Here is a 22,925-nt window from a genome sequence, read left to right on the forward strand (position 1 = left end):
GTGTTCATTTGTGCAGTGTGTCCCGGGCCCGCTCCAACAACGCCCGAGCCTTGTTACTGAAGCGCTCAAAGTGCGAGGCCGGTTCGCGCTTGTGCTCGGCCAGGCCTTGTTGCTTCAACCAATCCTTCCAGCGGACCCGCTCTTCGCGCACCACCCAGCCCTCCTGCTGCGCAAAGCTCTCGGCCAACCATAGGCCGCGCGTGCTTGCCGGCAGCAACTCGTCCTTTCTAAGGGTGAACAGCTCGGCCACGGGGCGGCCATCTTTCAACGGCATCAGGTAAAGGTCTGGGCGCTTGCGGTCAAGCCGAGCCACCAGTTGGTCGCCTTCGAGCCGCTCGTCGACATGGAACAGGCTCAGTGACTTGGCCTCCCTGGGCACTTGCAGTCGCAGGTCGTAGATCAGCTGTAACGATGCGGTAGGCAGGTGCACGTAGGCCCGTGGCCGCTCCATTAGCGTCAGCCTGGCGCAGTGCACCGGGCGGGCGGCACCAGACTCGGGCGAGAGCACGAACGGCAGCGCCTCGCGATAGTGCAGGGCGGCGGCATAAGGCGCCGGCAGCCAGGTGTCGTTGAAGCGCCCGCCAAGCCAGCCCTCGGGGGTTTCCAGCAGGCACTCCTCGGCCACTTCCTGGATCGCCGTGTGCAGCGGCAGGTTCAGCTCGTGGGCCGGGACATAGCCGGAAATCAGCTTGAGCACCACATCGCCACGGTCCTGTCGGCGTTGGCGCACCAGCACCCAGTAGTCGCGGCCTTGCCAGTTCAGGGTGAGGCGCACTGACACGCCAAGGTTGGCCAGCTCCGCCACGAAGTGTTCGGGGTTGGCGACCTGGATGGCCTTGCGTCGCTGCAGGGTCTGGGCGAAGTTCAGCGGCATGCCGATGCTCTGGTAGGTCAGGCCATCGGGCGTGGCTTCGACGTGCAGCGGCAGGGTCTTGAAGTTGCTCGGATTCTTGCGGATCAGCGTACGCGGCACGAGGCTCCTCCTTGCGTTGGGCCCCCGTCTGGGCGGCTCAGGGCCGGCCCAGGATGCGGGCGACGGTGGCCACGTTGTGGGCCAGGTGTACCGGGTTGATGGTGCCGACGATGGCACTGCACACGCCGGGGTGGGCGAACAGCAACTCGAAACTGGCTTGCACCGGGTCGACCCCCGGCGCCAGGCAGATATGGCCGCTGGCCAGGGCCTTTTTCACCAGGATGGCCTTGCCGTGTTCGGCAGCGTAGTCGAGCACGGGCCGCTCCGCCTGCTCGTTGAGGTTGTAGGTGACCATGGCGCAATCACCTTGTTCCAAGGCCTTCAGGCCTCCCGCGGCAGTCTTGCCGGAGAATCCGTAGCCGAGGATCTTGCCTTCGCGCTTGAGCGCGGCGAGGGTTTCGTACACCCCCTCCTGCTCGAGAATCGCCAGGTCGTTGCCATCGGAATGCACCAGTACCAGCTCGATACGGTCGGTTTCCAGGCGCTTGAGGCTGCGCTCCACCGAGCGACGGGTGTGGGCGGCGCTGAAATCGAAATGCGACTGGCCGTCCTCGAACTCCTCACCGACCTTGCTGACGATGACCCATTGGTCGCGCTGGCCGCGCAGCAACGGGCCGAGCCGCTCCTCGCTGCGGCCATAGGCCGGGGCGGTGTCGATCAGGTTGATGCCCAGCTCGCGGGCTTGCGCGAGCAAGAGATGCGCGGCCTGGTCATCGGGAATGGTGAAACCATTGGGGTACTTGACGCCTTGGTCGCGGCCCAACTTGACCGTGCCCAGGCCCAGTGGCGATACCCGCAGGCCGGTGCTGCCCAAGGGACGGTGGTGATCGTGCAGGGTCGGCAGGCTCATGGCAGCAGTTGCTCCCAGGCTGGCAGCGCCAGCGGCGGGCGCGGCAAGTCGGCAAGATCAGGCTGGCTCGTCGCGCGCACGCCGTCGCGCTCGAAGCTGGCCAGCACGCGATCGGCAAAGTCCGGCGCCAGGGCCAGCTTGGTCGGCCAGCCGACCAGCAGGCGCTGCTGGTCGGCAAGGAAGGCGTTGTCCGGGCGTACCAGGCCCGATTGCGCGGGCTCGGCGCGATCGACGCGCAGGGTGGCCCAGCGCACCAGGCTTTGGTCGACCCAAGGCAACAGGCTGGCGATTTCCTTCTGCGCCGCGGCGATTTGTGCGGCGGGCTCACGGGCAACACCGTCGGCCTCGGCGATATCGCCACCCAGGTACCACACCCATTGGCCATCGGCGGCCGGATGGGTGGTCACGGTGATGCGTGGTTTGGGGCCACCGCCCAGGCAGTGGGCATACAGGGGCTTGAGGTTGGGCCCCTTGGCCAGGACCATGTGCAGCGGTCGGCGTTGCATGGCTGGTTGGTCCAGCCCCAGAGCGTGCAGCAGGTCTGCGGTGCCTGCGCCGGCGCTGAGGACGATGCGCTGGGCGCGGATCTCGCGGCCATCGACCACCAGGCCGGCCAGCTCTTCACCGTCGCGCAGTGGTTCGATTCGCTCGCCGGCCAGCAAGCTGTCACCCGCCAATTGCGCGAGGTTGGCCAGCAAGCTGGGTACGTCGATGACCAGTTCGGCCAGGCGGTAGACCTTGCCCTTGAACGCACGATCCTGCAGGGCCGGCGGCAGTTGCTCGCCCTTGACCTGGTCGACCCGGCCGCGCACGGCCTTGCTGGCGAAGAAACTGGTGAGGTTGCCGGCCAGGGTGCCGGGGGACCAGAGGTAATGGGCCTCGGACAGCAGGCGGGTGGCGCTCAGGTTCAGCTCGCCGTTGCCGGCCAGCGCTTCGCGCCAGCGCCGCGGCATGTCGGCGATGGCCTCGGAGGCGCCGGTCAGCGCCCCGTGCAGGGCGTACTTGGTGCCGCCGTGGATGATGCCCTGCGACTTGATGGTCTGCTCGCCACCGAGGCTGGCGCGTTCCACCAGTACCGTCGAGTAGCCCAGGCGGCGCAGCCGGGCATTGAGCCAGAGGCCTGCGACCCCGGCGCCGACGATCAGCACGTCAGTGGTAATGGCGGATGGCATGCGGGCACCTCGAAAACTGGGACAGGTGCGCAGTATACAGGCTGTGGCGTCGTGCTGACCCCTGTGGGAGCCGGCTTGCCGGCGATAGGGCCGCGCAGCGGCCCCATGGGCTCAGGCTCAGTGCCCTGCGGTATTGGAAAACACCTGGATCACCACCACCCCGCCGACGATCATGGCCATGCCCAGCATCGCCGGCACATCCAGCTTCTGTCCATAGATAACCAGCGCGGCGACGCTGATCAGGACGATCCCCAGCCCCGACCAGATTGCATAGGCAATCCCCACCGGAATGCTGCGCACCACCAGGGTGAGCATCCAGAACGCCACGCCGTAGCCGCACACCATCAGCAGCAGCGGCAGAGGCGTGCTCAGCCCCTTGACCGCTTTCATGGAAGCAGTGGCGATGACTTCGGCACAGATGGCGATGGCGAGATAGGTGTAGGCGTTCATGGCGCGGGTCCTCCGGTACTGGATGGGCATTCTAGAGGATCCAAGGATGCGGTAAAGTCATTACCTATCTGATATGGAGATAGGTTGAATGATGACCGAGCACTGGAACCTGGAACAGTTGCGTCTTTTCGTGCGGGCGGCGGAGCTGCGTTCGTTTTCCGCAGTGGCCCGTGAGCAGCACAAGGCGCAGTCGGCGGTGAGCAACGCCATCGCCCTGCTCGAGACGGACCTGGGCGTGACGCTGTTCGAGCGCAGCAGCGGCCGCCAGCCACGCCTTACCGAAAGCGGCACCGCGCTGCTGGAGGACGCCCGCGAGCTGTTGCGCCAGTGCGAGCGTCTGGACGGTCGGGCACTTGCGCTGATGCGTGGCCAGGAAGCGCTGCTGCGGGTGGCCCAGGACGAAGCCATGCCCTATCAGCCGGTGATCGACAGCCTCGACGAGTTGGCGGCGCGCTATCCCTACCTGGAGGTGCAACTGGCCAGCGGTGCCCAGGGCGATGTGGCGCGCAAGCTGGTGGAGCGGCGCGCCGACCTGGGGTTGTTCTTCCACCACGAAAGCATTCCCGCCTCGCTGGAGAGAAGGGCCCTGGGCAGCGTCGAGATGGTCACGGTATGCGCCATCGACCATCCCTTGGCGAACCTGGCCAAGGTCAGCCGCCAGCAGTTGGCCCGCCATCGCCAGCTGCTGATCACGCCGCAGCAGAGCGGCTACCCCGGCGGCGAGGCGATCAGTCCACAGGTCTGGCGTGCCGACAGCTTCTATGCCATGGCCGAATTGCTGATGCGCGGCCTGGGCTGGGCCTGGCTGCCACGTCATGTGGTGCAGTACCCCACTTACCAGGCGCAGATGGTCGAGCTGGACAGCGAATGGCGCCCGCCGGCGCTGGTGGCGGAGCTGGCCTGGCGCCGCGACGAGCCCTTGGGCCCTGCGGCGCAGTGGCTGGCCGAGCGCTTCGCCGTGCACCTGCGGGCCATTGGCTGACAGGCCTTTTCATCCAGTTCCTAGTAAACTCCGCCGCCATGAACAGAACCCTCTATACCCTGCTTTTCCATCTGGGCCTGCCGCTGGTCGCGCTGCGCCTGTTCCTGCGCGGGCGCAAGGCGCCGGCCTACCGTGCGCGTATCGCCGAGCGCTTCGCTTGTCGCTTGCCACCCATGCGCCAGGGCGGTATCTGGGTGCATGCGGTTTCGGTGGGCGAGAGCATCGCCGCCGCGCCATTGGTCCGGGCGCTGCTCAAGCAGTATCCGGACCTGCCGATCACGCTGACCTGCATGACCCCGACCGGCTCCGAGCGAATCCGTGCGATGTTCGATGGCGAGCCACGGGTGCAGCACTGTTACCTGCCGTACGACCTGCCATGGGCGGCGGGGCGTTTTCTCGACCATGTGCGCCCGCGCCTGGGCATCATCATGGAAACCGAGCTGTGGCCCAACCATATCCATCAGTGCGCCAGGCGCGGTATTCCGGTGGCGTTGGCCAATGCGCGGCTATCCGAACGCTCGGCCCGAGGCTATGCGCGCTTTGCCGGCCTGACCCGGCCGATGCTCGAGGAGATGAGCCTGATCGCGGTACAGACCGAAACCGAGGCCGAGCGTTTCCGCTCGCTCGGTGCGCGCCAGGCGAGCGTGCAGGTGACCGGCTCGATCAAGTTCGACCTGAAGGTCGACGACCAGTTGATGCCTCGCGCTCGACAGCTGCGCGAGCAGTGGGGGGCCAGCCAGCGCCCGGTATGGATCGCCGCCAGTACCCACGATGGCGAGGATGGGTTGATCCTCGAAGCCCACCGGCAACTGCTGAGCGTACACAGCGATGCACTGTTGGTGCTGGTGCCGCGCCATCCCGAGCGGTTCGCGGCGGTACATGAACTGTGCGCCGGCCAGTTCTCCACGGTGCGTCGTTCGAAAGGCGATGCCGTGACGGCGCAGACCCAGGTATTGCTGGGTGACACCATGGGTGAATTGCTGTTCTTGTACGCCCTGGCCGATATCGCCTTCGTCGGTGGCAGCCTGGTCCCCACGGGCGGGCACAACCCATTGGAGCCGGCGGCGCTGGCGCTGCCGGTGCTGATGGGGCCGCATGTGTTCAACTTCCTCGAGATCAGCGCGATGCTGCGCGAGGCGGGGGCGTTGCAGCAGGTGGATGATGCCGAGGGCCTGGCCGCGGCGGTGCGTCGCTTGGTCGAGCTGCCGCAGGATGCGCGGCGCATGGGCGAGGCGGGTAGGGCGGTGATGCAGGCCAATCAGGGGGCGTTGCAGCGGTTGCTCGATGGGCTGGCGCGGCTTCTGAGTTGATGATCAACCTGTAGGCGCGGTTGTTGTGGGAGCGAGCTTGCCCCCACGAAGCCCGCCCTACAGGTAGTGTGTTGCCTTCAAGGCCGGCGTTCGAAGTTTTTCGCCGCCGCCGCCGCCAGGTCCGGTGGCAGGAAATCCTTGTCCGGGTTGTAGTCGGCCTTCAGGTACCGTCCCAGGTCCTGCAGGTCCTGCGGGCTCAGGGTGCCGGCCGCCTGCTTGAGGCGCAAGTTGTCGAGGATGTAGTCGTAGCGGCTGTTGTTGTAGTCGCGCACCGAGGTGTACAGCTGGCGCTGCGCGTCGAGCACGTCGACGATGTTGCGGGTGCCGACCTGGTAGCCGATCTCGGTGGCTTCCAGGGCGCTCTGGTTGGAGATGATCGACTGCTTGCGCGCCTGGACCTGTTCCACGTCGGTGTTCACCGCGCGGTGCAGGTTACGGGTGTTCTCCACCACCTGGCGGCGCAGGCTTTCGCGCTGCTGCTCGCTCTGGGTCAGGCGCGCATAGGCCTCGCGCACCTGGGAGCTGGTCAACCCGCCGCTGTAGATCGGAATGTTCAGTTGCAGGCCGACGCTGGTCTGCTCCACGTCACCGCCGTAGCGCACGCCGTTCTGCGAAGGGTTGGTGAATCCGAGGTTGTCGTTGTCGCCTTTCTGGTACTTGGCCACTGCATCCAGGGTTGGCGCATGGCCGGCCTTGCGCTGGCGTACGGTCTCTTCGGCGGCCGCCACGGCATGGTTGGTGGCCTGCAGGTTGAGGTTCTGCCGCCCGGCGGTCTCGACCCAGGCCTTGGCGTCATTGGGCGTCGGCACTTGCACCGGCAGGGTGTGGACCACACCCTGGATCGCACTGTATTGGCGGTTGGTCAGGGTGATCAGGGCCTCGAAGGCATCCTGCACCTGGCGCTCGGCGATGATCCGGTTGGCTCGCGCCGTATCGTAGCTGGCCTGGGACTGGAGCACATCGGTCTTGTCCGAAAGGCCGACATCGAAGCGCTCGTTGGACTGGTCGAGCTGGCGCTTGAAGGCCGCCTCTTCGGCCTTGGTCGAGGCCAGGTTGTCCTGGGCGCGCAGTACCGCGAAGTAATTCTCGGCGCTTTGCAGGATCAGGTTCTGCTCGGTGGCCGACAGTTCCAGCGCGGCCTGTTCGTTGACCGCTTCGGCAGCCTGCAGCTGGAACCAGCGGTCGGCGCGGAAGATCGGCTGCGCCAGGGTGGCGCTCCAGGCATTGCCGCTGCGGTTGGAGGTGATCGACGGCTCGTCGAGCTTGGTGCGGGTGTTCATCATCTCGGCGCCGGCCGAAAGGTTGGGCAGCAAGCCGGCGCGAGCCTGGGGCACCACCTCGCGACGGGCACCGTAGTCGGCGCGGGCGGCGGCCAGGTCGGCGTTGTTGTCCACCGCTTCCTGGTAGACGCTGACCAGGTCGGTCTTCACCGTCGTGGGCGTATCCACTGCCCAGGCCACTCCGTTGGACGCACAAGACACGGCAATCGCCAGTGAGAGTTTGCGCAGCATAGGGCAATCCTTGATCAAGATGTATTTACTGTACTGTCGGGTATCGAGCACGCCAGTGTAGTGCCGTGCGCCGCCCTCAACAATCCGCCACGTGTGCCATTTATCACGCCAGGGATTTACCCGCTTGGCTTTGCCGACCACTCCAGTCTAGACTGCGCAGGTTCTTGTCGGGGTGCCTTGATGCAAAGGCTGAGATCGCAAAGTTGCGGATCCCGTTGAACCTGATCAGGTTAGCGCCTGCGTAGGGAACAAGATTGCTCTCATGTCCCGGGAGCCTCTTGTGCCAGGTCCGGGATCGCCACAGCTGCTTGCAGCCCACGGCACCCCTTGTCCGGCACTGCACCCGTCAACACGGGTGCGTCCGCGCCTTTCAGGTTCACCCCGACATTCCGCCCGCTAGGAAGCTGTCTGGAGAGCCTGTGATGAGCAAACAAGAAAAAACGATCAGTCTGAGCGAGTCGGCCCAAGTCGACCAACAGTCCGTGCAACCGCTGCCCAATTCGCGCAAGGTCTATGTCGAAGGTTCGCGCCCCGACATCCGTGTGCCCATGCGCGAGATCAGCCTGCATGACACCCCCACCGACTTCGGCGGCGAAAAGAACGCCCCGGTGCTGGTGTATGACACTTCCGGCCCATACACCGACCCCAACGTCATCATCGATGTGCGCAAGGGCCTGGGCGATGTGCGCTCGGCGTGGATCGACGCCCGTGGCGACACCGAGCGCCTGGGTGGCCTGAGCTCGAACTTCGGCCAGCAGCGCCTGAACGACGCCGAGCTGGCCAAGCTGCGCTTCGCCCACGTGCGCAACCCGCGCCGGGCCAAGGCCGGCGCCAACGTTTCGCAGATGCACTACGCGCGCCAGGGCATCATCACCGCCGAGATGGAATACGTCGCCATCCGCGAGAACATGAAACTGCAGGAAGCCCGCGCCGCCGGCCTGCTCAGCCAACAGCACGCGGGGCACAGCTTCGGTGCCAATATCCCGAAAGAGATCACCCCCGAGTTCGTTCGCGAGGAGATCGCCCGCGGTCGTGCGATCATCCCGGCCAACATCAACCACACCGAGCTGGAGCCGATGATCATCGGCCGCAACTTCCTGGTGAAGATCAACGGCAACATCGGCAACAGCGCCCTGGGTTCCTCCATCGAGGAAGAAGTGGCCAAGCTGACCTGGGGCATCCGCTGGGGTTCGGACACGGTCATGGACCTGTCCACCGGCAAGCACATCCATGAGACCCGCGAGTGGATCATCCGCAACTCGCCGGTGCCGATCGGTACCGTGCCGATCTACCAGGCCCTGGAAAAGGTCAACGGCGTTGCCGAAGACCTGACCTGGGAGCTGTTCCGCGACACCCTGATCGAACAGGCCGAGCAGGGTGTGGACTACTTCACCATCCATGCCGGCGTCTTGCTGCGCTATGTGCCGCTGACCGCCAAGCGCGTCACCGGCATCGTCAGCCGTGGCGGCTCGATCATGGCCAAGTGGTGCCTGGCGCACCACAAGGAAAACTTCCTGTACACGCACTTCGACGAGATCTGCGAAATCATGAAGGCCTATGACGTCAGCTTCTCGCTGGGCGACGGCCTGCGTCCGGGCTCGATCGCCGACGCCAACGACGCCGCGCAGTTCGGTGAGCTGGAAACCCTTGGCGAGCTGACCAAGATCGCCTGGAAGCACGACGTGCAGTGCATGATCGAAGGCCCCGGCCATGTGCCTATGCAGTTGATCAAGGAGAACATGGACAAGCAGCTCGAATGCTGCGACGAGGCGCCGTTCTACACTCTAGGCCCGCTGACCACCGATATCGCTCCGGGCTACGACCACATCACCTCCGGCATCGGCGCGGCGATGATCGGCTGGTTCGGCTGCGCCATGCTCTGCTACGTCACGCCCAAGGAGCACCTGGGCCTGCCGAACAAGGACGACGTCAAGACCGGGATCATCACCTACAAGATCGCCGCCCATGCCGCCGACCTTGCCAAGGGCCACCCGGGCGCGCAGATCCGTGACAACGCGCTGTCCAAGGCGCGCTTCGAGTTCCGTTGGGAAGACCAGTTCAACCTCGGCCTGGACCCGGACACCGCCCGTGCGTTCCACGACGAGACGCTGCCCAAGGAGTCGGCCAAGGTCGCGCACTTCTGCTCGATGTGCGGGCCGAAGTTCTGCTCGATGAAGATCACCCAGGAAGTGCGTGAGTACGCGGCCAAGATCGAGACCGTGGACGTGACAGTCGAACAGGGCATGCGCGAGCAGGCCGAGCGGTTCCGCCAGGAAGGCAGCCAGTTGTACCAGAAAGTCTGAGTAGCAGACCCAGGCGGTGCGCGATGCGCACCGCATCGCTGGCAAGCCAGCTCCCACAGAGACTGTGATGCGGCCCCTGTGGGAGCTGGCTTGCCAGCGATGGGTTCACCCCAACTCTTCCGTCGAGCGCCCGAGCATGACCACTCCCAGCCACTTCTCTCCCGACCACCCGGTACCCTCCCACCATCGCCAGTTCGGCGCCCGCGACCTGTTCTCGCTGTGGTTTTCCCTTGGCATCGGCCTGATGGTCCTGCAGGTCGGCGGCCTGCTGGCGCCGGGGCTGGGCCTGGCGGGCTCGATCCTGGCGATCACCCTGGGCACGGCGGTAGGGGTATTGCTGCTGGCGGCGGTGGGGGTGATCGGTAGCGATACCGGCCTGTCGGCCATGGCGACCTTGCGCCTCACGCTCGGTAGCCATGGCGCGCGCCTGCCGGCCTTGCTCAACCTGCTGCAACTGGTGGGCTGGGGTTCGTTCGAGATCATCGTCATGCGTGATGCCGCCAGCCTGCTGGGCGCACGCGCGTTCGGCGAGGGCAGCGGCTGGAGCAGCCCGCTGCTGTGGACCTTGTGCTTTGGCGCCCTGGCCACTCTGCTGGCGGTCAGCGGGCCGCTGGCGTTCGTGCGCAAGGTCTTGCGCAAGTGGGGGATCTGGCTGCTGCTGGGCGCCTGCGCGTGGTTGACCTGGAACCTGTTCGCCAAGGCCGACCTGGCCGATCTGTGGCGACGCCCTGGGGATGGTTCGTTGTCCCTGGCCCTGGGTTTCGACATCGTGATCGCCATGCCGCTGTCTTGGCTGCCGCTGATCGCCGACTATTCACGCTTTGGCCAGCGCGCCATCCGCGTGTTCGGAGGTACCGCGCTGGGCTTCTTCATCGGCAATGCCTGGCTCATGAGTCTGGGCGTGGCCTACACCTTGGCGTTCGCGCCCAGTGGCGAGGTGAATGCCCTGCTGTTGGCACTGGCCGGCGCTGGGCTGGGGATCCCGCTGCTGCTGATCCTGCTGGACGAGACGGAGAACGCCTTTGCCGATATCCACTCGGCGGCGGTGTCCACCGGCCTGCTGGTGAAAATGAAGGTCGAGCACCTGGCCCTGGCGATTGGCGTGCTGTGCACGCTGATCGCCTTGCTGGCGCCGCTGGGCCAGTACCAGAACTTCCTGTTGCTGATCGGCTCGGTGTTCGCGCCCTTGTTCGGCGTGGTGCTGGTGGATCACTTTGTGCTTCGCCGCCGTCGCCTGCCGGCGATGGTCGAGGGTTTGCACTGGCAGGCGCTGCTGGCCTGGGGCGCGGGAGTGGCGGCCTATCACCTGATGGCCAGCCAGGCGCCGGAGCTGGGGGCGACCCTGCCGGCATTGTTGCTGGCAGGGGTGCTGCACTTGCTGCTATCGCTCAGCCGCGGCCGGGAAACAGCTCGGGCTTGATCACGCCATTGAGGCGCGGGTAGGGGATCTTCAGCTCGACATGGCCCATGGAGTAGGGCGCAATGGAGTAGACCTCGTACTTGATCACCACCGCGCCGTAGGTCAGGGCGATGTGCGGGGACTGCTTGAACGGCCAGGTCTTGACGAACTCGGGGTCCTTGTCCATGCCGGTGCTGATCAGCCAGGCGCGGTGAGACTCCTCGGCGGTCTTCCAGAAGGTCGCCTCCTGGCCGGGCACCAGCATGTCGTCAAGGGTCAGTACCTTGTCCAGCTTGCGTGAATAGTTGATGAAGCCGCGCCCAGGCATGCCGTGGGCACCGCCGCTGTCGAGGTAGCTGGACAGCTCGACGATCACCAGCCCGTCATGCTGCTCGCGTACCTTGGCCTGCAGATAGGTGCTGTTGCGCTTGTCGGCGCGAGCGAGGTACTGCTGCTCATAGGCTTGCAGCGAGGCTGGCGGGGTGCCGCGCTGGTTGTCCTCGGTCAGCATCAGCAGGCGCTTCTCGACAATGTCGTCGAGCTTGGGCAGGGCTGGGAAGTGCACGACGTCAATGTTGACCAGCGGGCAGTCGCTTTCGCTGCAGCCGGGTTTGACGTGCTCCCAGGCCTCGCGCTTGACCTCGAGCGGGGCCCGGTAGTTGGGCGTGAACAGGCTCTGGCAGGCGCCGAGCGCCAGTGCCAGGACGGCCACGGAAGTCAGTTTGACAAGCGTCATGTTGCCTCTTTCACAACGGTGATGATCGGCCTTGGACCGCCTGCGCGGCCTTCAGTTCGCCACTAAGCTAACAGAGAGTGACACGCCTGTCCCGGCTGCCCGAACGGTCGACGGAAAGGGATGAAACCGGGCCGTGCGCAGAGTAGGATTGCGCGATGCGGTAAACGAGGCATGAGGAGTTTGCATGACGGACACGCACAATACAGTGCCTACCCAGGTCGAGATCGTTCGGCGGGAGTCGCTGTTCAAGGGCTTCTACAAGCTCGACAAGCTACACCTGCGCCACGAGCTGTTCGCCGGGGGCATGAGCCGCGAGTTCACCCGTGAACTGTTCGTGCGCCATGACGCGGTCTGCGTGCTGCCCTACGATCCACAGCGCGACGAAGTGGTGCTGATCGAGCAGTTTCGTGTCGGCGCCATGGGCAAGGTGGCCAACCCCTGGCTGATCGAGATGGTCGCCGGGCTGATCGACAAGGACGAGCAGCCCGAGGAGGTTGCCCACCGCGAAGCCGAGGAAGAAGCGGGCCTGGCCTTCTCGGCGCTGTGGCCGATGACCAGGTACTTCCCGTCACCGGGCGGCAGCGACGAGTATGTCCACCTGTTCCTGGGCCGTTGCGTTAGCGAGGGTGCCGGTGGCCTGCATGGCCTGGAAGAGGAAAGCGAAGACATTCGCGTGCGCGTGTGGTCGTTCGAGGATGCCCTGCAGGCCGTACGCGATGGGCGTATCTGCAACGCCGCCACGATCATCGGGTTGCAATGGCTGGCGCTGAACCGAGACGAAGTACGAGGTATGTGGAAGTGAACCTGCTGCGCGAGCGCTATCGAGTCGACCTGGTCGGGCTGCAATCGGCCTGCGAGGCCAACTATGCCCGCCTGATGCGCCTGTTGCCCGACATGCGCACCACGCAGAGCTCGCGTCGTATCGGCATGACCCAGGGCGACCAGATGCTCGGTGTGCTGGTGCTTGAAGTGCTATTGGCCTGCCCCTACACCACCACGCTCAAGGTGCGCCAGGAGCACAGCCTGCCCTGGCTGCCGGTGCCCGAGCTGGAGGTGCAGGTCTACCATGACGCGCGCATGGCCGAGGTGGTCAGTGCCGAGCATGCGCGTCGCCTGCGCAGTATCTACCCCTATCCCAACACGGCGATGCACCAGCCGGACGAGAAGGCCCAGCTCAATCTGTTTCTCGGTGAATGGCTGAGCCACTGCCTGGCCTGCGGCCACGAACTGGAAGCCGTGCGCTGAAATGTGATGCGCGTCGGTTTCGAGTATTTGCTCGAAAGCGATCCGCCGCCATAATCCGTGCTGAATCCGTTCGAGGAGACGGCCGTTGCCGCAACCACTTTCACCCCCGTCACCTGTCCATGTGGTGCAACTGACCGATGCCCATCTGTTCGCCGACCCGGCGGGCACCTTGCTGGGCCTCAATACCCGCGCAAGCCTTGGGCACGTGGTCGGCCAGGTTCGCCGCGAACAACCGCGCATCGACCTGCTGCTGTGCACGGGCGATCTTTCCCAGGATGCCAGCGTCGAATCCTACGCGGCCTTTCGCGAGCTCACGTCGACGCTCGGCGCGCCAGCGCGTTGGCTGCCGGGTAACCATGACGAGGCGCGGGTCATGGCAGAAGTGGCGGCGGAACTGGTGCAGGCAGTGACCGATATTGGTGCCTGGCGCATCGTCATGCTCGACTCGGCAGTGGTCGGTGCCACCTTCGGTCTGTTGGCCGATGACCAGCTGGTCGTGCTGGACCAGGCGCTGAGCGGTGCGGACGAGCGCCATTGCCTGGTGTGCTGCCATCACCAGCCGGTGGATATCGGTTGTGCCTGGATCGCGCCGATCGGGCTGCATAATGCCGATGAACTGTTGCGGCGTCTGCGCAGTTATCCACAGGTGAAGGCGCTGCTGTGGGGGCATATCCACCAGGAATGGGACGAAGTGCGTGACGGCATCCGTTTCCTCGCCACGCCTTCGACCTGCATCCAGTTCGCGCCGCGCAGCGAGGACTTCAAGGTGAGCGAGGAGCAGCCGGGTTACCGCTGGCTTCTTCTGCATGCCGACGGGAGGTTGGAGACCGGGGTGGAGCGGGCGCGGGATTTCGTGGTGACGCTGGATTTCGACAGCCCAGGCTATTGAGAGGCCGCTGCGCTGCCTTTGGGAGCTGGCCTGCCAGCGAAAGGGGCGCAGAGCGCCCTGTCATTTGAAGAATTTGTTGCGAAAATCCCCAGGCTGCGCCAATGACCATCGAACACGCTACACTGCGCGTCTTTGCGTCCGGGGGCAGCATGTCGGGTTCCATCCTCTATATCCATGGCTTCAACAGCTCGCCGCTGTCGACCAAGGCACGCCAGCTCGAAGCGGTGATGCAGCAGCTCGACCTGTCCGAGCAACTGCGCGTTCCGGCCCTGCACCATCATCCACGCCAGGCCATCGCCCAACTGGAGACGGCAATCGCCGAGCTCGGCGCGCCCTTGCTGGTCGGCAGCTCCCTCGGCGGCTACTATGCCACCCACCTGGCCGAGCGACACGGGCTCAAGGCGCTGTTGATCAACCCGGCGGTGGCCCCGCACAAGCTGTTCGACGGTTACCTCGGCACCCAGCGCAACCTCTATACCGATGAAGCCTGGGAGCTCACCCACGACCACGTGGACGCCCTGGCCGAACTGGAAGTACCGGCACCGCAGGATGCTGCCCGCTATCAAGTGTGGTTGCAGACCGCCGATGAAACCCTGGACTATCGCCAGGCCGAGCGCTACTACCGTGCTTGCGCCCTGCGGATCCAGGCCGGTGGTGACCACAGCTACCAGGGCTTCGCCGAACAATTGCCGGCACTGCTGGCGTTCGCCGGCATTGCCCGCGGACAGTACGCGGCACTGGACTTTTCTGTATTTTGACTTTTGCATTCACCAGACTGACGACGAGAACCCATGGCCAATCCCAGCGCTAGCGCCTATAACGCAGACGCCATCGAAGTCCTCTCGGGCCTTGACCCGGTCCGCAAGCGACCGGGCATGTACACCGACACCAGCCGGCCCAACCACCTGGCCCAGGAAGTTATCGACAACAGCGTCGACGAAGCCCTGGCCGGCCACGCCCGTTCGGTACAGGTCGTCCTACACGCCGACCATTCCCTGGAAGTCAGCGACGATGGCCGCGGCATGCCCGTGGACATCCACCCCGAAGAGGGTGTTTCCGGTGTTGAACTGATCCTCACCAAGCTGCACGCCGGGGGCAAGTTCTCCAACAAGAACTATCAATTTTCCGGCGGCCTGCACGGCGTCGGCATCTCGGTGGTCAACGCCCTGTCGAGCCAGGTACGCGTGCGCGTCAAGCGCGACGGCAACGAGTACCAGATGACCTTCGCCGACGGCTTCAAGGCCAGCGAGCTGGAAGTGGTCGGCACCGTCGGCAAGCGTAACACCGGCACCAGCGTGTACTTCAGCCCCGATCCGAAGTACTTCGATTCGCCGAAGTTCTCCATCAGCCGCCTCAAACACGTACTCAAGGCCAAGGCGGTATTGTGCCCGGGGCTGTCCATCAGCTTCGAGGACAAGGGCACCGGCGAGAAGGTCGAGTGGCACTACGAGGACGGTCTGCGCTCCTACCTGGTCGATTCGGTCAGCGAGTTCCAGCGCCTGCCCGACGAGCCGTTCTGCGGCAGCTTGGCCGGTAACAAGGAGGCCGTGGACTGGGCCTTGTTGTGGCTGCCGGAAGGTGGCGACAGCATCCAGGAAAGCTACGTCAACCTGATCCCCACCGCCCAGGGCGGCACCCACGTCAACGGCCTGCGCCAGGGCCTGCTGGACGCCATGCGCGAGTTCTGCGAGTTCCGCAACCTGCTGCCGCGCGGGGTCAAGCTGGCCCCCGAGGACGTCTGGGAACGCATCAGCTTCGTGCTGTCGATGAAGATGCAGGAGCCGCAGTTCTCCGGCCAGACCAAGGAGCGCCTGTCGTCCCGCGAGGCGGCCGCGTTCGTTTCCGGCGTGGTCAAGGACGCCTTCAGCCTGTGGCTCAATGCCCACCCCGAACTGGGCATGCAGCTGGCGGAACTGGCCATCAGCAACGCCGGCCGGCGCCTGAAGGCGAGCAAGAAGGTCGAGCGCAAGCGCATTACCCAGGGCCCTGCATTACCGGGCAAGTTGGCCGATTGCGCCGGCCAGGACCCGATGCGCGCCGAGTTGTTCCTGGTCGAGGGTGACTCGGCCGGTGGCTCGGCCAAGCAGGCACGGGACAAGGAATTCCAGGCCATCCTGCCGCTGCGCGGCAAGATCCTAAACACCTGGGAGGTCGATGGCGGTGAAGTCCTGGCCAGCCAGGAAGTGCACAACATCGCCGTGGCCATCGGCGTCGACCCGGGCGCAGCCGACCTCTCGCAGTTGCGCTATGGCAAGGTCTGCATCCTTGCCGACGCCGACTCCGACGGCCTGCACATCGCCACACTGCTGTGCGCGCTGTTCGTCCAGCACTTCCGCCCGCTGGTCGAGGCCGGGCACGTGTACGTGGCCATGCCGCCGCTGTACCGCATCGACCTGGGCAAGGAGATCTACTACGCCTTGGACGAGGCCGAGCGTGACGGCATCCTCGACCGCCTGGTCGCAGAGAAGAAGCGTGGCAAGCCACAGGTCACCCGATTCAAGGGCCTGGGCGAGATGAACCCGCCGCAACTGCGCGAAACCACCATGGACCCCAACACCCGGCGCCTGGTCCAGTTGACCCTGGACGATGTACAGGGCACCACCGAGATCATGGACATGCTGCTGGCCAAGAAGCGTGCGGGTGATCGCAAGAGCTGGCTGGAGACCAAAGGCAACCTGGCCGAGGTCCTGGTTTGATTCGTCCGTTGCTCCTGGCCTGCCTGGCGTGGTTTGCCCTGCAGGCCCAGGCCGGCGACTGGCCGCAGCTCAAGCTTAGCGCCGAGCATGCGGTCGATGGCATGCGCGGCGGTAACCTGTCGGGCCTGGCCTGGTGCCGTGGGGCATTGTGGGCGGTGTCCGACCGCGATGACGACCGGATCTACCGCCTCGACCAGGAGGGAGCGACGTGGCAGGCCCAGCCACTGACCTTCACCCCGCCGGCGGCGCCAGACACCGGCCTGCCATGGGGGCTCAAGTCGCGCAATTGGGCGGCGTCCTACATCCGCGGCGGCGAGCTGGATTTCGAGGGCATCACCTGCGATCAGGCCGGCAACCTCTATATCGTCAGCGAGTCCCACGCTGCCGTGCTGCAGTTGCCGGTGGACGGTGAACCGGACTGGCTGAAAATCGACCAGGCCATGGTGCGCCAGGCGCGGGCCAGCGGCATGTTGCTGCATTTCAACGCACTGTTCGAGGGGCTGGCGATCAACCCGGCGGGCGATCGCCTGTGGCTGGCAGCCGAGCGCGAGCGTCGCGGCCTGCTCGCGGTGCAGCGCCAGCAATCGGTGTGGACCTGCGGGCGCGGCTGCGTGCTGCTCAGCGAGGCGGGTGTCGAGATGCAGCCGCCACAGTTCCCCGAGTCGCGTCCGGTATCACGTGACTTTGCTGACCTGGCCTGGTTCGAAGGCAAGCTGTTCACCCTCGAGCGCAATGCCTACCGCATTTGCCGGCGGGATGCCGACACGGGCGCCGTGGAGCGCTGTTGGTCGTTCGCCGCCGACGCCCTGATGGAATCGCGGCGCTACTCGCAGTCCTACGGCCTGGCCGAGGCGCTGGTGATCGACAAGGGCGGCGCCTGGATCGGCGTGGACAACAACGACCGCCCGCGGGTGGATGGTGAAACACGGCCGATCGTCTGGCGCTTCGACGCGCCACAGGGCGGCTGGAGCGCCCAGCCATGAGCCAGCCACCGGGCAAGCGCGCGGGCAGGGTGTTGATGATTGTCGCCTGGGCGGCGGCGTTGTTCCTGGCCACGCGCTTTTTCGGGCAGTGGGAAAAACATCAGCAGAACCCCAACAGCGTGGTGCAGAGCGAGCAGGGCGACGGCTTCGTCGAGGTGCGCCTGTTGAGCAACGGTCAGGGCCATTTCGTTGCCGATGGCGCGATCAATGGGCGACGGGTGCTTTTCATGCTCGACACCGGCGCCACCGACGTGGCGATCCCCGAGGCACTGGCCCGCGACCTGGACCTGGCGCGTGGCGCCGCGGTGCAATTGAGCACCGCCAATGGCCGGACCCAAGGCTACCGTACGCGGCTCGACAGCCTGCAACTGGGCGATATCCACCTGCGCGACGTACGCGCGCTGGTGGTGCCTGGCCTGGATGGACAGGGCGTGCTGCTGGGCATGAGTGCCCTGAAACAACTTGAATTTACCCAGCGCGGCGGCACCATGCTGCTGCGCCAGAACCTGAAATGACGAGGCCCGCATGAGCGACTCACTCGAACTCAGTCTCGACGGCGTCGAACGCCGTTCCCTGGCTGACTTCACCGAACAGGCCTACCTCAACTACTCCATGTACGTGATCATGGACCGCGCCCTGCCGCACATCGGCGACGGCCTCAAGCCGGTCCAGCGACGCATCGTCTATGCCATGAGCGAGTTGGGGCTCGATGCCGACTCCAAGCACAAGAAATCGGCACGTACCGTCGGTGACGTGCTCGGCAAGTTCCACCCCCACGGCGACTCGGCGTGCTACGAGGCCATGGTGCTGATGGCCCAGCCGTTCAGCTACCGCTACACCCTGGTCGACGGCCAAGGCAACTGGGGTGCGCCGGACGATCCGAAGTCGTTCGCCGCCATGCGTTACACCGAGGCGCGCCTGTCGCGCTACTCCGAGGTGCTGCTCACTGAATTGGGCCAGGGCACCGTCGACTGGGTACCGAACTTCGACGGCACTTTGCAGGAGCCGGCCGTGCTGCCCGCGCGTCTGCCGAACATCCTGCTCAACGGCACCACCGGCATCGCCGTGGGCATGGCCACCGACGTGCCGCCGCACAACCTGCGCGAAGTGGCCAGCGCCTGCGTGCGCCTGCTCGACGAGCCCAAGGCCACCATCGAGCAACTGTGCGAGCATATCCAGGGGCCTGACTATCCGACCGAAGCCGAGATCGTCACCCCGCGCGCCGACATCCAGAAGATCTACGAGAGCGGCAAAGGCTCGATCCGCATGCGTGCGGTATACCGCATCGAGGACGGCGACATCGTCGTCACCGCGCTGCCACACCAGGTCTCCGGCGCCAAGGTGCTCGAGCAGATTGCCGCGCAGATGCAGGCCAAGAAGCTGCCGATGGTCGCCGACCTGCGCGACGAGTCGGACCACGAGAACCCTTGCCGCATCGTCATCATCCCGCGCTCGAACCGCGTGGATGCCGCCGAGCTGATGCAGCACCTGTTCGCCACCACCGACCTGGAGAGCACCTACCGGGTCAACGTCAACATCATCGGCCTCGACGGCCGTCCGCAACTGAAGAACCTGCGGGCGCTGCTGCTGGAGTGGCTGGAGTACCGCATCGGTACCGTGCGACGCCGCCTGCAGCACCGCCTGGACAAGGTCGAGAAGCGCCTGCACCTGTTGGAAGGCTTGCTTACCGCGTTCCTCAACCTGGATGAGGTGATCCACATCATCCGCACCGAGGAGCACCCCAAACAGGCCTTGATCGCCCGTTTCGATTTGAGCGAGATCCAGGCCGACTACATCCTCGAGACCCGCCTGCGTCAACTGGCGCGTCTGGAAGAGATGAAGATCCGCGGCGAGCAGGACGAACTGCTCAAGGAACAGAAGCAACTGCAAGCGCTGCTGGGTAGCGACAGCAAACTGCGCAAGCTGGTGCGCAGCGAACTGATCAAGGACGCCGAGACCTACGGCGACGACCGCCGCTCGCCGATCGTCGAGCGCGCCGAGGCCAAGGCCCTGTCGGAAAACGAACTGATGCCGACCGAGCCGGTTACCGTGGTGCTGTCGGAGAAGGGCTGGGTGCGCTGCGCCAAGGGCCACGATATCGATGCCACGGGGCTTTCGTACAAGGCTGGCGACGGCTTCAAGGCCGCCGCCGCCGGACGTTCCAATCAGTTCGCCGTGCTCATCGACTCCACCGGCCGCAGCTACTCGCTGGCCGCCCACAGCCTGCCGTCGGCCCGTGGCCAGGGCGAGCCGCTGACCGGCCGCCTGACCCCGCCACCGGGTGCCACCTTCGAGTGCGTGCTGCTGCCGGAAGACGATGCCCTGTACGTTGTGGCCTCCGACGCCGGCTACGGTTTCGTGGTCAAGGGCGAGGACCTGCAGGCCAAGAACAAGGCCGGCAAGGGCCTGCTCAGCCTGCCCAACGGCGCCAAGGTGATGACCCCGCGTCCGGTGGCCGACCGCGAGCAAGACTGGCTGGCAGCGGTAACCACCGAGGGGCGCCTGTTGGTGTTCAAGGTCGCCGACCTGCCACAGCTGGGTAAAGGCAAGGGCAACAAGATCATCGGCGTGCCGGGTGACCGGGTGGCCAGCCGCGAGGAATACGTGACCGATCTTGCGGTGATCAGCGAGGGCTCGACCCTTGTATTGCAAGCTGGCAAGCGTACCCTTTCACTCAAGCCGGATGATCTCGAGCACTACAAGGGCGAGCGGGGTCGCCGTGGTAGCAAATTGCCACGCGGTTTCCAGCGCGTCGACGGGTTGCTGGTGGAAACCCCTGCTTGAGTGGATGGGCTGTCTGTTGCGGCGTTTTCGACGCCGCTTCGGGCGGAAATGCTGGAGTCGGGCGACCATTTCGCGGATGATAGGGCCCTCGTTGGCGCCGGCGTGGCCGAGTGCCCGGATGAATCTACATGAGTATCACTGCGGTCAGTCTACTGACGACCGCCTGGATGGGATGAATGAAATTTCTGCGCCTTCCATTTGCGCTGCTGATGACTGGCTTGCTGGGCTTGAGCGGGTGCAGCATGCACCAGCCGGTTGCCCTGTATCAGCTCGACAGCGGTGATCCCGGTCAGCCGACCCAGGCTGCGGGCATGGCGGTGGTGCTTGGCCCGGTATCGGTGGCCGATTACCTGCAACGCGAAACCTTTTTGCAGCGTCAGACCGATGGCAGCCTGACTGCAGCGACCGACGGTCGCTGGGCCGGCAGCCTTTCGTCGGATATTGACCAATTGCTGGTACGCCAGCTGGCCTGGCGCCTGGACAGCCAGCGCGTGGTGCTGGCGCCGGCAAGTGCCGGCTTCACGCCGGACGTGCAGGTGCTGCTGTCGATCACCCGCCTGGACTCGGGCAAGAACCAGCCGGCGATCCTTGATGCGCAGTGGCGCGTGCTGGACCGCCGTGGCCAGGTGCGTGACAACCGTATCGTCCACCTCGAACAGCCCCATGCCGGCAGCGAGTCGGCGCAGGTTCAAGCCCAGGGGCAGTTGCTGCAGAAGCTGGTCGAACAGCTGAGCACCACGGTCAAGCCGTTGGCCAACCAGCCGGCCATCGCCGAGGAGGCGCCACGCAAGCCGGCCGCGCCGGTGCAGGTGAAGAAAGAGCCGGAGAAGCCAAAGATTCCGATGGCATCACCGATTCGTACCGATATGGAAGTGTTCCGCTTCTGATATCCGTAGCCACGAAAAAGCCCGCAGCGATGCGGGCTTTTTTGTGGGTGTCGCCATGTGATCGGGACGGCGTGGGAGTGGGCTTGCCCCACGATAGGGCTCGCCATACAGCAACATTGCCTGCCCCGACGTTATCGTGGGGCTAGCCCGCTCCCACACAGGCCTTGAATCAGCGTTGGCTCATGCGCGGCGCTCGTGCATCCGCGCCAGTTGGCGCTCCAGCATGGACGGGTAAGGCTCCATCAGGCGCTCGACACAGCACGCGCCCTCCGGGCTGGCGATCGGCCGGATACGCGCACGCTGGCGGATCAGAGCATCATCGCTGATACGGCGCTCCACGAGCAGCAGGTTGCGGCTGTGCTGCGACAAGGCCAGCGCGTCCTGGGCTTGTTCGGTCATCAGCAAGTCGACCTGATCCATGCCTTGCAGGTCGTCGGCCAGCACCAGGCCCAGCTGCAGTTGCAGGGTGATGCCGCTGTCGGCCACCTCGATCTGCAGGGCGTGGCCCAGGGCGCGTAGCAGCTCGCCACAGCAGATGGCGTTGGTGAGGTAGTCCTCGCCGCTGTCACGGCTGTGGAACAACAGCAGGGTGCTGCCGTCGTTCAAGGTATGGACTTCCCCTTCGTACAGCGAGGCGGCCTGGTCCAGGCAGTCGCGGTAGCGCTCCAGCAGTTCGGTCAGGCGAGTGCGTGGCAGGCGGCGCAGTTGCTCCTGGGAGCCCAGTTGCACGGCCAGCACGGCGCTGTGCTGCGGTTCGTCGGACTCAACGATGACGGGTTTGGCCGGCGCGCTTTGCTCATCCAGCAGATCGGCGAAGGCGTCATCGTCATCGTCTTGATCGGGTGCCAGCGCCGCTACCTTCGTGCGTGGCGCGGTCTTGGGAGCGGGCATGTCATCGAAATCGTCTGGCTCGTCTTCTTCTTCCGGTTCCGGAGGTGGCGGCGGGGCGAGGCGGGCGTGCAGCTGACGGGCCAGGTCGCCTATCTCGTCCTGACGCTCGATGCCCGGCGTGTAGGGGTGCGGATCACGCAACCAGACGCGCAGTTGCAGCAGCGGGGTGGAGATGAAACGACCCAGGCGCAGGCTGAGGGTCAGTGCCAGGGCCAACAGGATCGCGGCAAGGATACCCATGCTCTGCAGGCTGATCAGCATCGGTTGCTGGAACTGGCTCATGTCCAGGCTGATGCGCAACTGGCCGGCGGTCACGTCCTGGAAGGTGATCTTGGTCTGGTAGACCCCTTCGGTTTCGCCCAGCAAACTATTGCGTGGGCGCTGGCCGGCCTCGGCGAGGATGCGGTTGTCCACGCTGTAGATGGCGGCATGGGCCACCAGCGGGTTCTTCACCAGGTTGCCGAGCAGCACGTTGAGGCTGAGGATGTCGTTGGACACCAGCAGCTCGGTGGCCGATGTGGCCGTTTGCGTGGTCAGGCTCTGGCCAACGGCATCGGCTTGATCGTGCATGGCCTGCTTGAACTGCAAACCCATCACGCAGGCATAGATCACCAGGGCCAGGGCCACCAGGAAGATGTTATGGCAGGCAATGCGCAGGGCCAGTGGGATTCGGCGCTGGCTGAGGGCTCGGTAGATCATCAGGAAGAAGTTATCGGGTTTAACGGGCGTGGGCCGGTTCACAGAGCGCGGCTCTTCATGGCGAGAAAGTTGCTGGGCAGTATAGCGATACGTGTTTTGTCGGCAAAGTAGCGTTGGCGCCCGATGGTCATGGAAAATCGGTAGAATGCGCATTTTTCATCGAGT

At 65.2% G+C, this 22,925-nt stretch carries 20 protein-coding genes and 1 riboswitch; of the genes, 13 read left to right on the plus strand and 7 right to left on the minus strand.

From position 1 onward, the window contains the following. Window positions 1-4: 4 nt before the first annotated feature. The 4 genes from OH705_RS13170 to OH705_RS13185 all read right to left on the minus strand — a co-directional run bounded on the left by OH705_RS13170 (window position 5) and on the right by OH705_RS13185 (window position 3,445). The gene (locus tag OH705_RS13170) at window positions 5-973 is read right to left on the minus strand and encodes a metal ABC transporter ATPase (protein WP_160291095.1); all 969 of its coding nucleotides are present in this window, start codon (window positions 971-973) and stop codon (window positions 5-7) included. A gap of 37 nt (window positions 974-1,010) precedes the next feature. After that, entirely contained in the window at window positions 1,011-1,823 is an 813-nt protein-coding gene (locus OH705_RS13175; protein ID WP_104444825.1) for an aldo/keto reductase, read from the minus strand. Next, complete coding sequence (locus tag OH705_RS13180; RefSeq protein WP_094012372.1) at window positions 1,820-2,995, minus strand: NAD(P)/FAD-dependent oxidoreductase; 1,176 nt, start codon at window positions 2,993-2,995, stop codon at window positions 1,820-1,822. The genes OH705_RS13175 and OH705_RS13180 overlap by 4 nt, the downstream gene beginning before the upstream one ends. 117 nt (window positions 2,996-3,112) lie before the next feature. Then, window positions 3,113-3,445: a DMT family transporter gene (locus OH705_RS13185; protein ID WP_023632892.1), complete on the minus strand. Its 333-nt coding sequence runs from the start codon at window positions 3,443-3,445 to the stop codon at window positions 3,113-3,115. A 91-nt stretch (window positions 3,446-3,536) separates the two neighbouring features. On the opposite strand from OH705_RS13185, the gene OH705_RS13190 reads away from it, so the two are divergent. Continuing rightward, a complete protein-coding gene (locus OH705_RS13190; RefSeq protein ID WP_094012388.1) occupies window positions 3,537-4,427 on the plus strand; it encodes a LysR family transcriptional regulator in 891 nt (296 codons plus the stop codon). Window positions 4,428-4,465: 38 nt separating this feature from the next. Beyond that, the gene (gene waaA, locus OH705_RS13195) at window positions 4,466-5,737 is read left to right on the plus strand and encodes a lipid IV(A) 3-deoxy-D-manno-octulosonic acid transferase (RefSeq protein ID WP_267302339.1); all 1,272 of its coding nucleotides are present in this window, start codon (window positions 4,466-4,468) and stop codon (window positions 5,735-5,737) included. A 77-nt stretch (window positions 5,738-5,814) separates the two neighbouring features. On the opposite strand, the gene OH705_RS13200 is transcribed toward waaA, so the two are convergent. Beyond that, window positions 5,815-7,248: a TolC family outer membrane protein gene (locus OH705_RS13200; RefSeq protein ID WP_023632667.1), complete on the minus strand. Its 1,434-nt coding sequence runs from the start codon at window positions 7,246-7,248 to the stop codon at window positions 5,815-5,817. 158 nt (window positions 7,249-7,406) lie between these two features. Then, a riboswitch (TPP riboswitch) is annotated at window positions 7,407-7,513 on the plus strand. Window positions 7,514-7,670: 157 nt separating this feature from the next. On the opposite strand from OH705_RS13200, the gene thiC reads away from it, so the two are divergent. Next, the gene (gene thiC, locus OH705_RS13205; protein ID WP_267302340.1) at window positions 7,671-9,551 is read left to right on the plus strand and encodes a phosphomethylpyrimidine synthase ThiC; all 1,881 of its coding nucleotides are present in this window, start codon (window positions 7,671-7,673) and stop codon (window positions 9,549-9,551) included. Between the two features lie 136 nt (window positions 9,552-9,687). Beyond that, window positions 9,688-10,971, plus strand: a complete 1,284-nt coding sequence (cytX, locus tag OH705_RS13210) for a putative hydroxymethylpyrimidine transporter CytX (RefSeq protein WP_038706900.1) — start codon at window positions 9,688-9,690, stop codon at window positions 10,969-10,971. Here the strand turns inward: cytX and OH705_RS13215 are convergent. Beyond that, window positions 10,940-11,686 carry an RsiV family protein gene (locus tag OH705_RS13215; protein ID WP_023630806.1) on the minus strand — a complete coding sequence of 249 codons (747 nt, stop codon included), beginning with the start codon at window positions 11,684-11,686 and terminating at the stop codon, window positions 10,940-10,942. The genes cytX and OH705_RS13215 overlap by 32 nt on opposite strands. Window positions 11,687-11,870: 184 nt before the next feature. On the opposite strand from OH705_RS13215, the gene OH705_RS13220 reads away from it, so the two are divergent. From OH705_RS13220 to OH705_RS13260, 9 genes are all read left to right on the plus strand, one after another. After that, entirely contained in the window at window positions 11,871-12,488 is a 618-nt protein-coding gene (locus OH705_RS13220; RefSeq protein ID WP_160291098.1) for an NUDIX domain-containing protein, read from the plus strand. Further along, window positions 12,479-12,931 carry a DUF1249 domain-containing protein gene (locus OH705_RS13225; RefSeq protein ID WP_023630808.1) on the plus strand — a complete coding sequence of 151 codons (453 nt, stop codon included), beginning with the start codon at window positions 12,479-12,481 and terminating at the stop codon, window positions 12,929-12,931. Before OH705_RS13220 ends, OH705_RS13225 begins: the two co-directional genes overlap by 10 nt. Before the next feature lie 85 nt (window positions 12,932-13,016). Beyond that, window positions 13,017-13,820 (plus strand): 3',5'-cyclic-AMP phosphodiesterase, encoded by an 804-nt coding sequence (cpdA, locus tag OH705_RS13230; RefSeq protein ID WP_094012376.1) that lies wholly within the window; start codon window positions 13,017-13,019, stop codon window positions 13,818-13,820. A 149-nt stretch (window positions 13,821-13,969) separates the two neighbouring features. Further along, complete coding sequence (locus tag OH705_RS13235; protein ID WP_038707608.1) at window positions 13,970-14,578, plus strand: YqiA/YcfP family alpha/beta fold hydrolase; 609 nt, start codon at window positions 13,970-13,972, stop codon at window positions 14,576-14,578. A gap of 33 nt (window positions 14,579-14,611) precedes the next feature. Then, complete coding sequence (parE, locus tag OH705_RS13240; RefSeq protein WP_023630810.1) at window positions 14,612-16,516, plus strand: DNA topoisomerase IV subunit B; 1,905 nt, start codon at window positions 14,612-14,614, stop codon at window positions 16,514-16,516. After that, entirely contained in the window at window positions 16,513-17,499 is a 987-nt protein-coding gene (locus tag OH705_RS13245) for an esterase-like activity of phytase family protein (protein ID WP_038706899.1), read from the plus strand. Before parE ends, OH705_RS13245 begins: the two co-directional genes overlap by 4 nt. Beyond that, window positions 17,496-18,014 carry a retropepsin-like aspartic protease family protein gene (locus tag OH705_RS13250; RefSeq protein ID WP_023631341.1) on the plus strand — a complete coding sequence of 173 codons (519 nt, stop codon included), beginning with the start codon at window positions 17,496-17,498 and terminating at the stop codon, window positions 18,012-18,014. The genes OH705_RS13245 and OH705_RS13250 overlap by 4 nt, the downstream gene beginning before the upstream one ends. Window positions 18,015-18,024: 10 nt before the next feature. After that, the gene (gene parC / locus OH705_RS13255) at window positions 18,025-20,283 is read left to right on the plus strand and encodes a DNA topoisomerase IV subunit A (protein ID WP_023631342.1); all 2,259 of its coding nucleotides are present in this window, start codon (window positions 18,025-18,027) and stop codon (window positions 20,281-20,283) included. Window positions 20,284-20,459: 176 nt separating this feature from the next. Further along, entirely contained in the window at window positions 20,460-21,170 is a 711-nt protein-coding gene (locus tag OH705_RS13260) for a PqiC family protein (protein WP_038706898.1), read from the plus strand. Between the two features lie 180 nt (window positions 21,171-21,350). On the opposite strand, the gene OH705_RS13265 is transcribed toward OH705_RS13260, so the two are convergent. Beyond that, entirely contained in the window at window positions 21,351-22,802 is a 1,452-nt protein-coding gene (locus OH705_RS13265) for a histidine kinase (RefSeq protein WP_094012380.1), read from the minus strand. Window positions 22,803-22,925: the final 123 nt, after the last annotated feature.

Origin of the sequence: Pseudomonas sp. BJa3 (genome assembly GCF_026343815.1) — a bacterium.
Classification (GTDB): domain Bacteria; phylum Pseudomonadota; class Gammaproteobacteria; order Pseudomonadales; family Pseudomonadaceae; genus Aquipseudomonas; species Aquipseudomonas soli.

Excerpts from the sequence above, each read along its gene's own strand:
- OH705_RS13260 (WP_038706898.1), top strand. The coding sequence starts at position 20,460 with ATGAAATTTCTGCGCCTTCCATTTGCGCTGCTGATGACTGGCTTGCTG.
- OH705_RS13235 (WP_038707608.1), top strand. The coding sequence starts at position 13,970 with ATGTCGGGTTCCATCCTCTATATCCATGGCTTCAACAGCTCGCCGCTG.
- OH705_RS13190 (WP_094012388.1), top strand. The coding sequence starts at position 3,537 with ATGACCGAGCACTGGAACCTGGAACAGTTGCGTCTTTTCGTGCGGGCG.
- OH705_RS13250 (WP_023631341.1), top strand. The coding sequence starts at position 17,496 with ATGAGCCAGCCACCGGGCAAGCGCGCGGGCAGGGTGTTGATGATTGTC.
- cytX (WP_038706900.1), top strand. The coding sequence starts at position 9,688 with ATGACCACTCCCAGCCACTTCTCTCCCGACCACCCGGTACCCTCCCAC.
- waaA (WP_267302339.1), top strand. The coding sequence starts at position 4,466 with ATGAACAGAACCCTCTATACCCTGCTTTTCCATCTGGGCCTGCCGCTG.
- OH705_RS13175 (WP_104444825.1), bottom strand. The coding sequence starts at position 1,823 with ATGAGCCTGCCGACCCTGCACGATCACCACCGTCCCTTGGGCAGCACC.
- OH705_RS13220 (WP_160291098.1), top strand. The coding sequence starts at position 11,871 with ATGACGGACACGCACAATACAGTGCCTACCCAGGTCGAGATCGTTCGG.
- OH705_RS13215 (WP_023630806.1), bottom strand. The coding sequence starts at position 11,686 with ATGACGCTTGTCAAACTGACTTCCGTGGCCGTCCTGGCACTGGCGCTC.
- OH705_RS13185 (WP_023632892.1), bottom strand. The coding sequence starts at position 3,445 with ATGAACGCCTACACCTATCTCGCCATCGCCATCTGTGCCGAAGTCATC.
- thiC (WP_267302340.1), top strand. The coding sequence starts at position 7,671 with ATGAGCAAACAAGAAAAAACGATCAGTCTGAGCGAGTCGGCCCAAGTC.
- parE (WP_023630810.1), top strand. The coding sequence starts at position 14,612 with ATGGCCAATCCCAGCGCTAGCGCCTATAACGCAGACGCCATCGAAGTC.
- OH705_RS13180 (WP_094012372.1), bottom strand. The coding sequence starts at position 2,995 with ATGCCATCCGCCATTACCACTGACGTGCTGATCGTCGGCGCCGGGGTC.
- parC (WP_023631342.1), top strand. The coding sequence starts at position 18,025 with ATGAGCGACTCACTCGAACTCAGTCTCGACGGCGTCGAACGCCGTTCC.
- OH705_RS13200 (WP_023632667.1), bottom strand. The coding sequence starts at position 7,248 with ATGCTGCGCAAACTCTCACTGGCGATTGCCGTGTCTTGTGCGTCCAAC.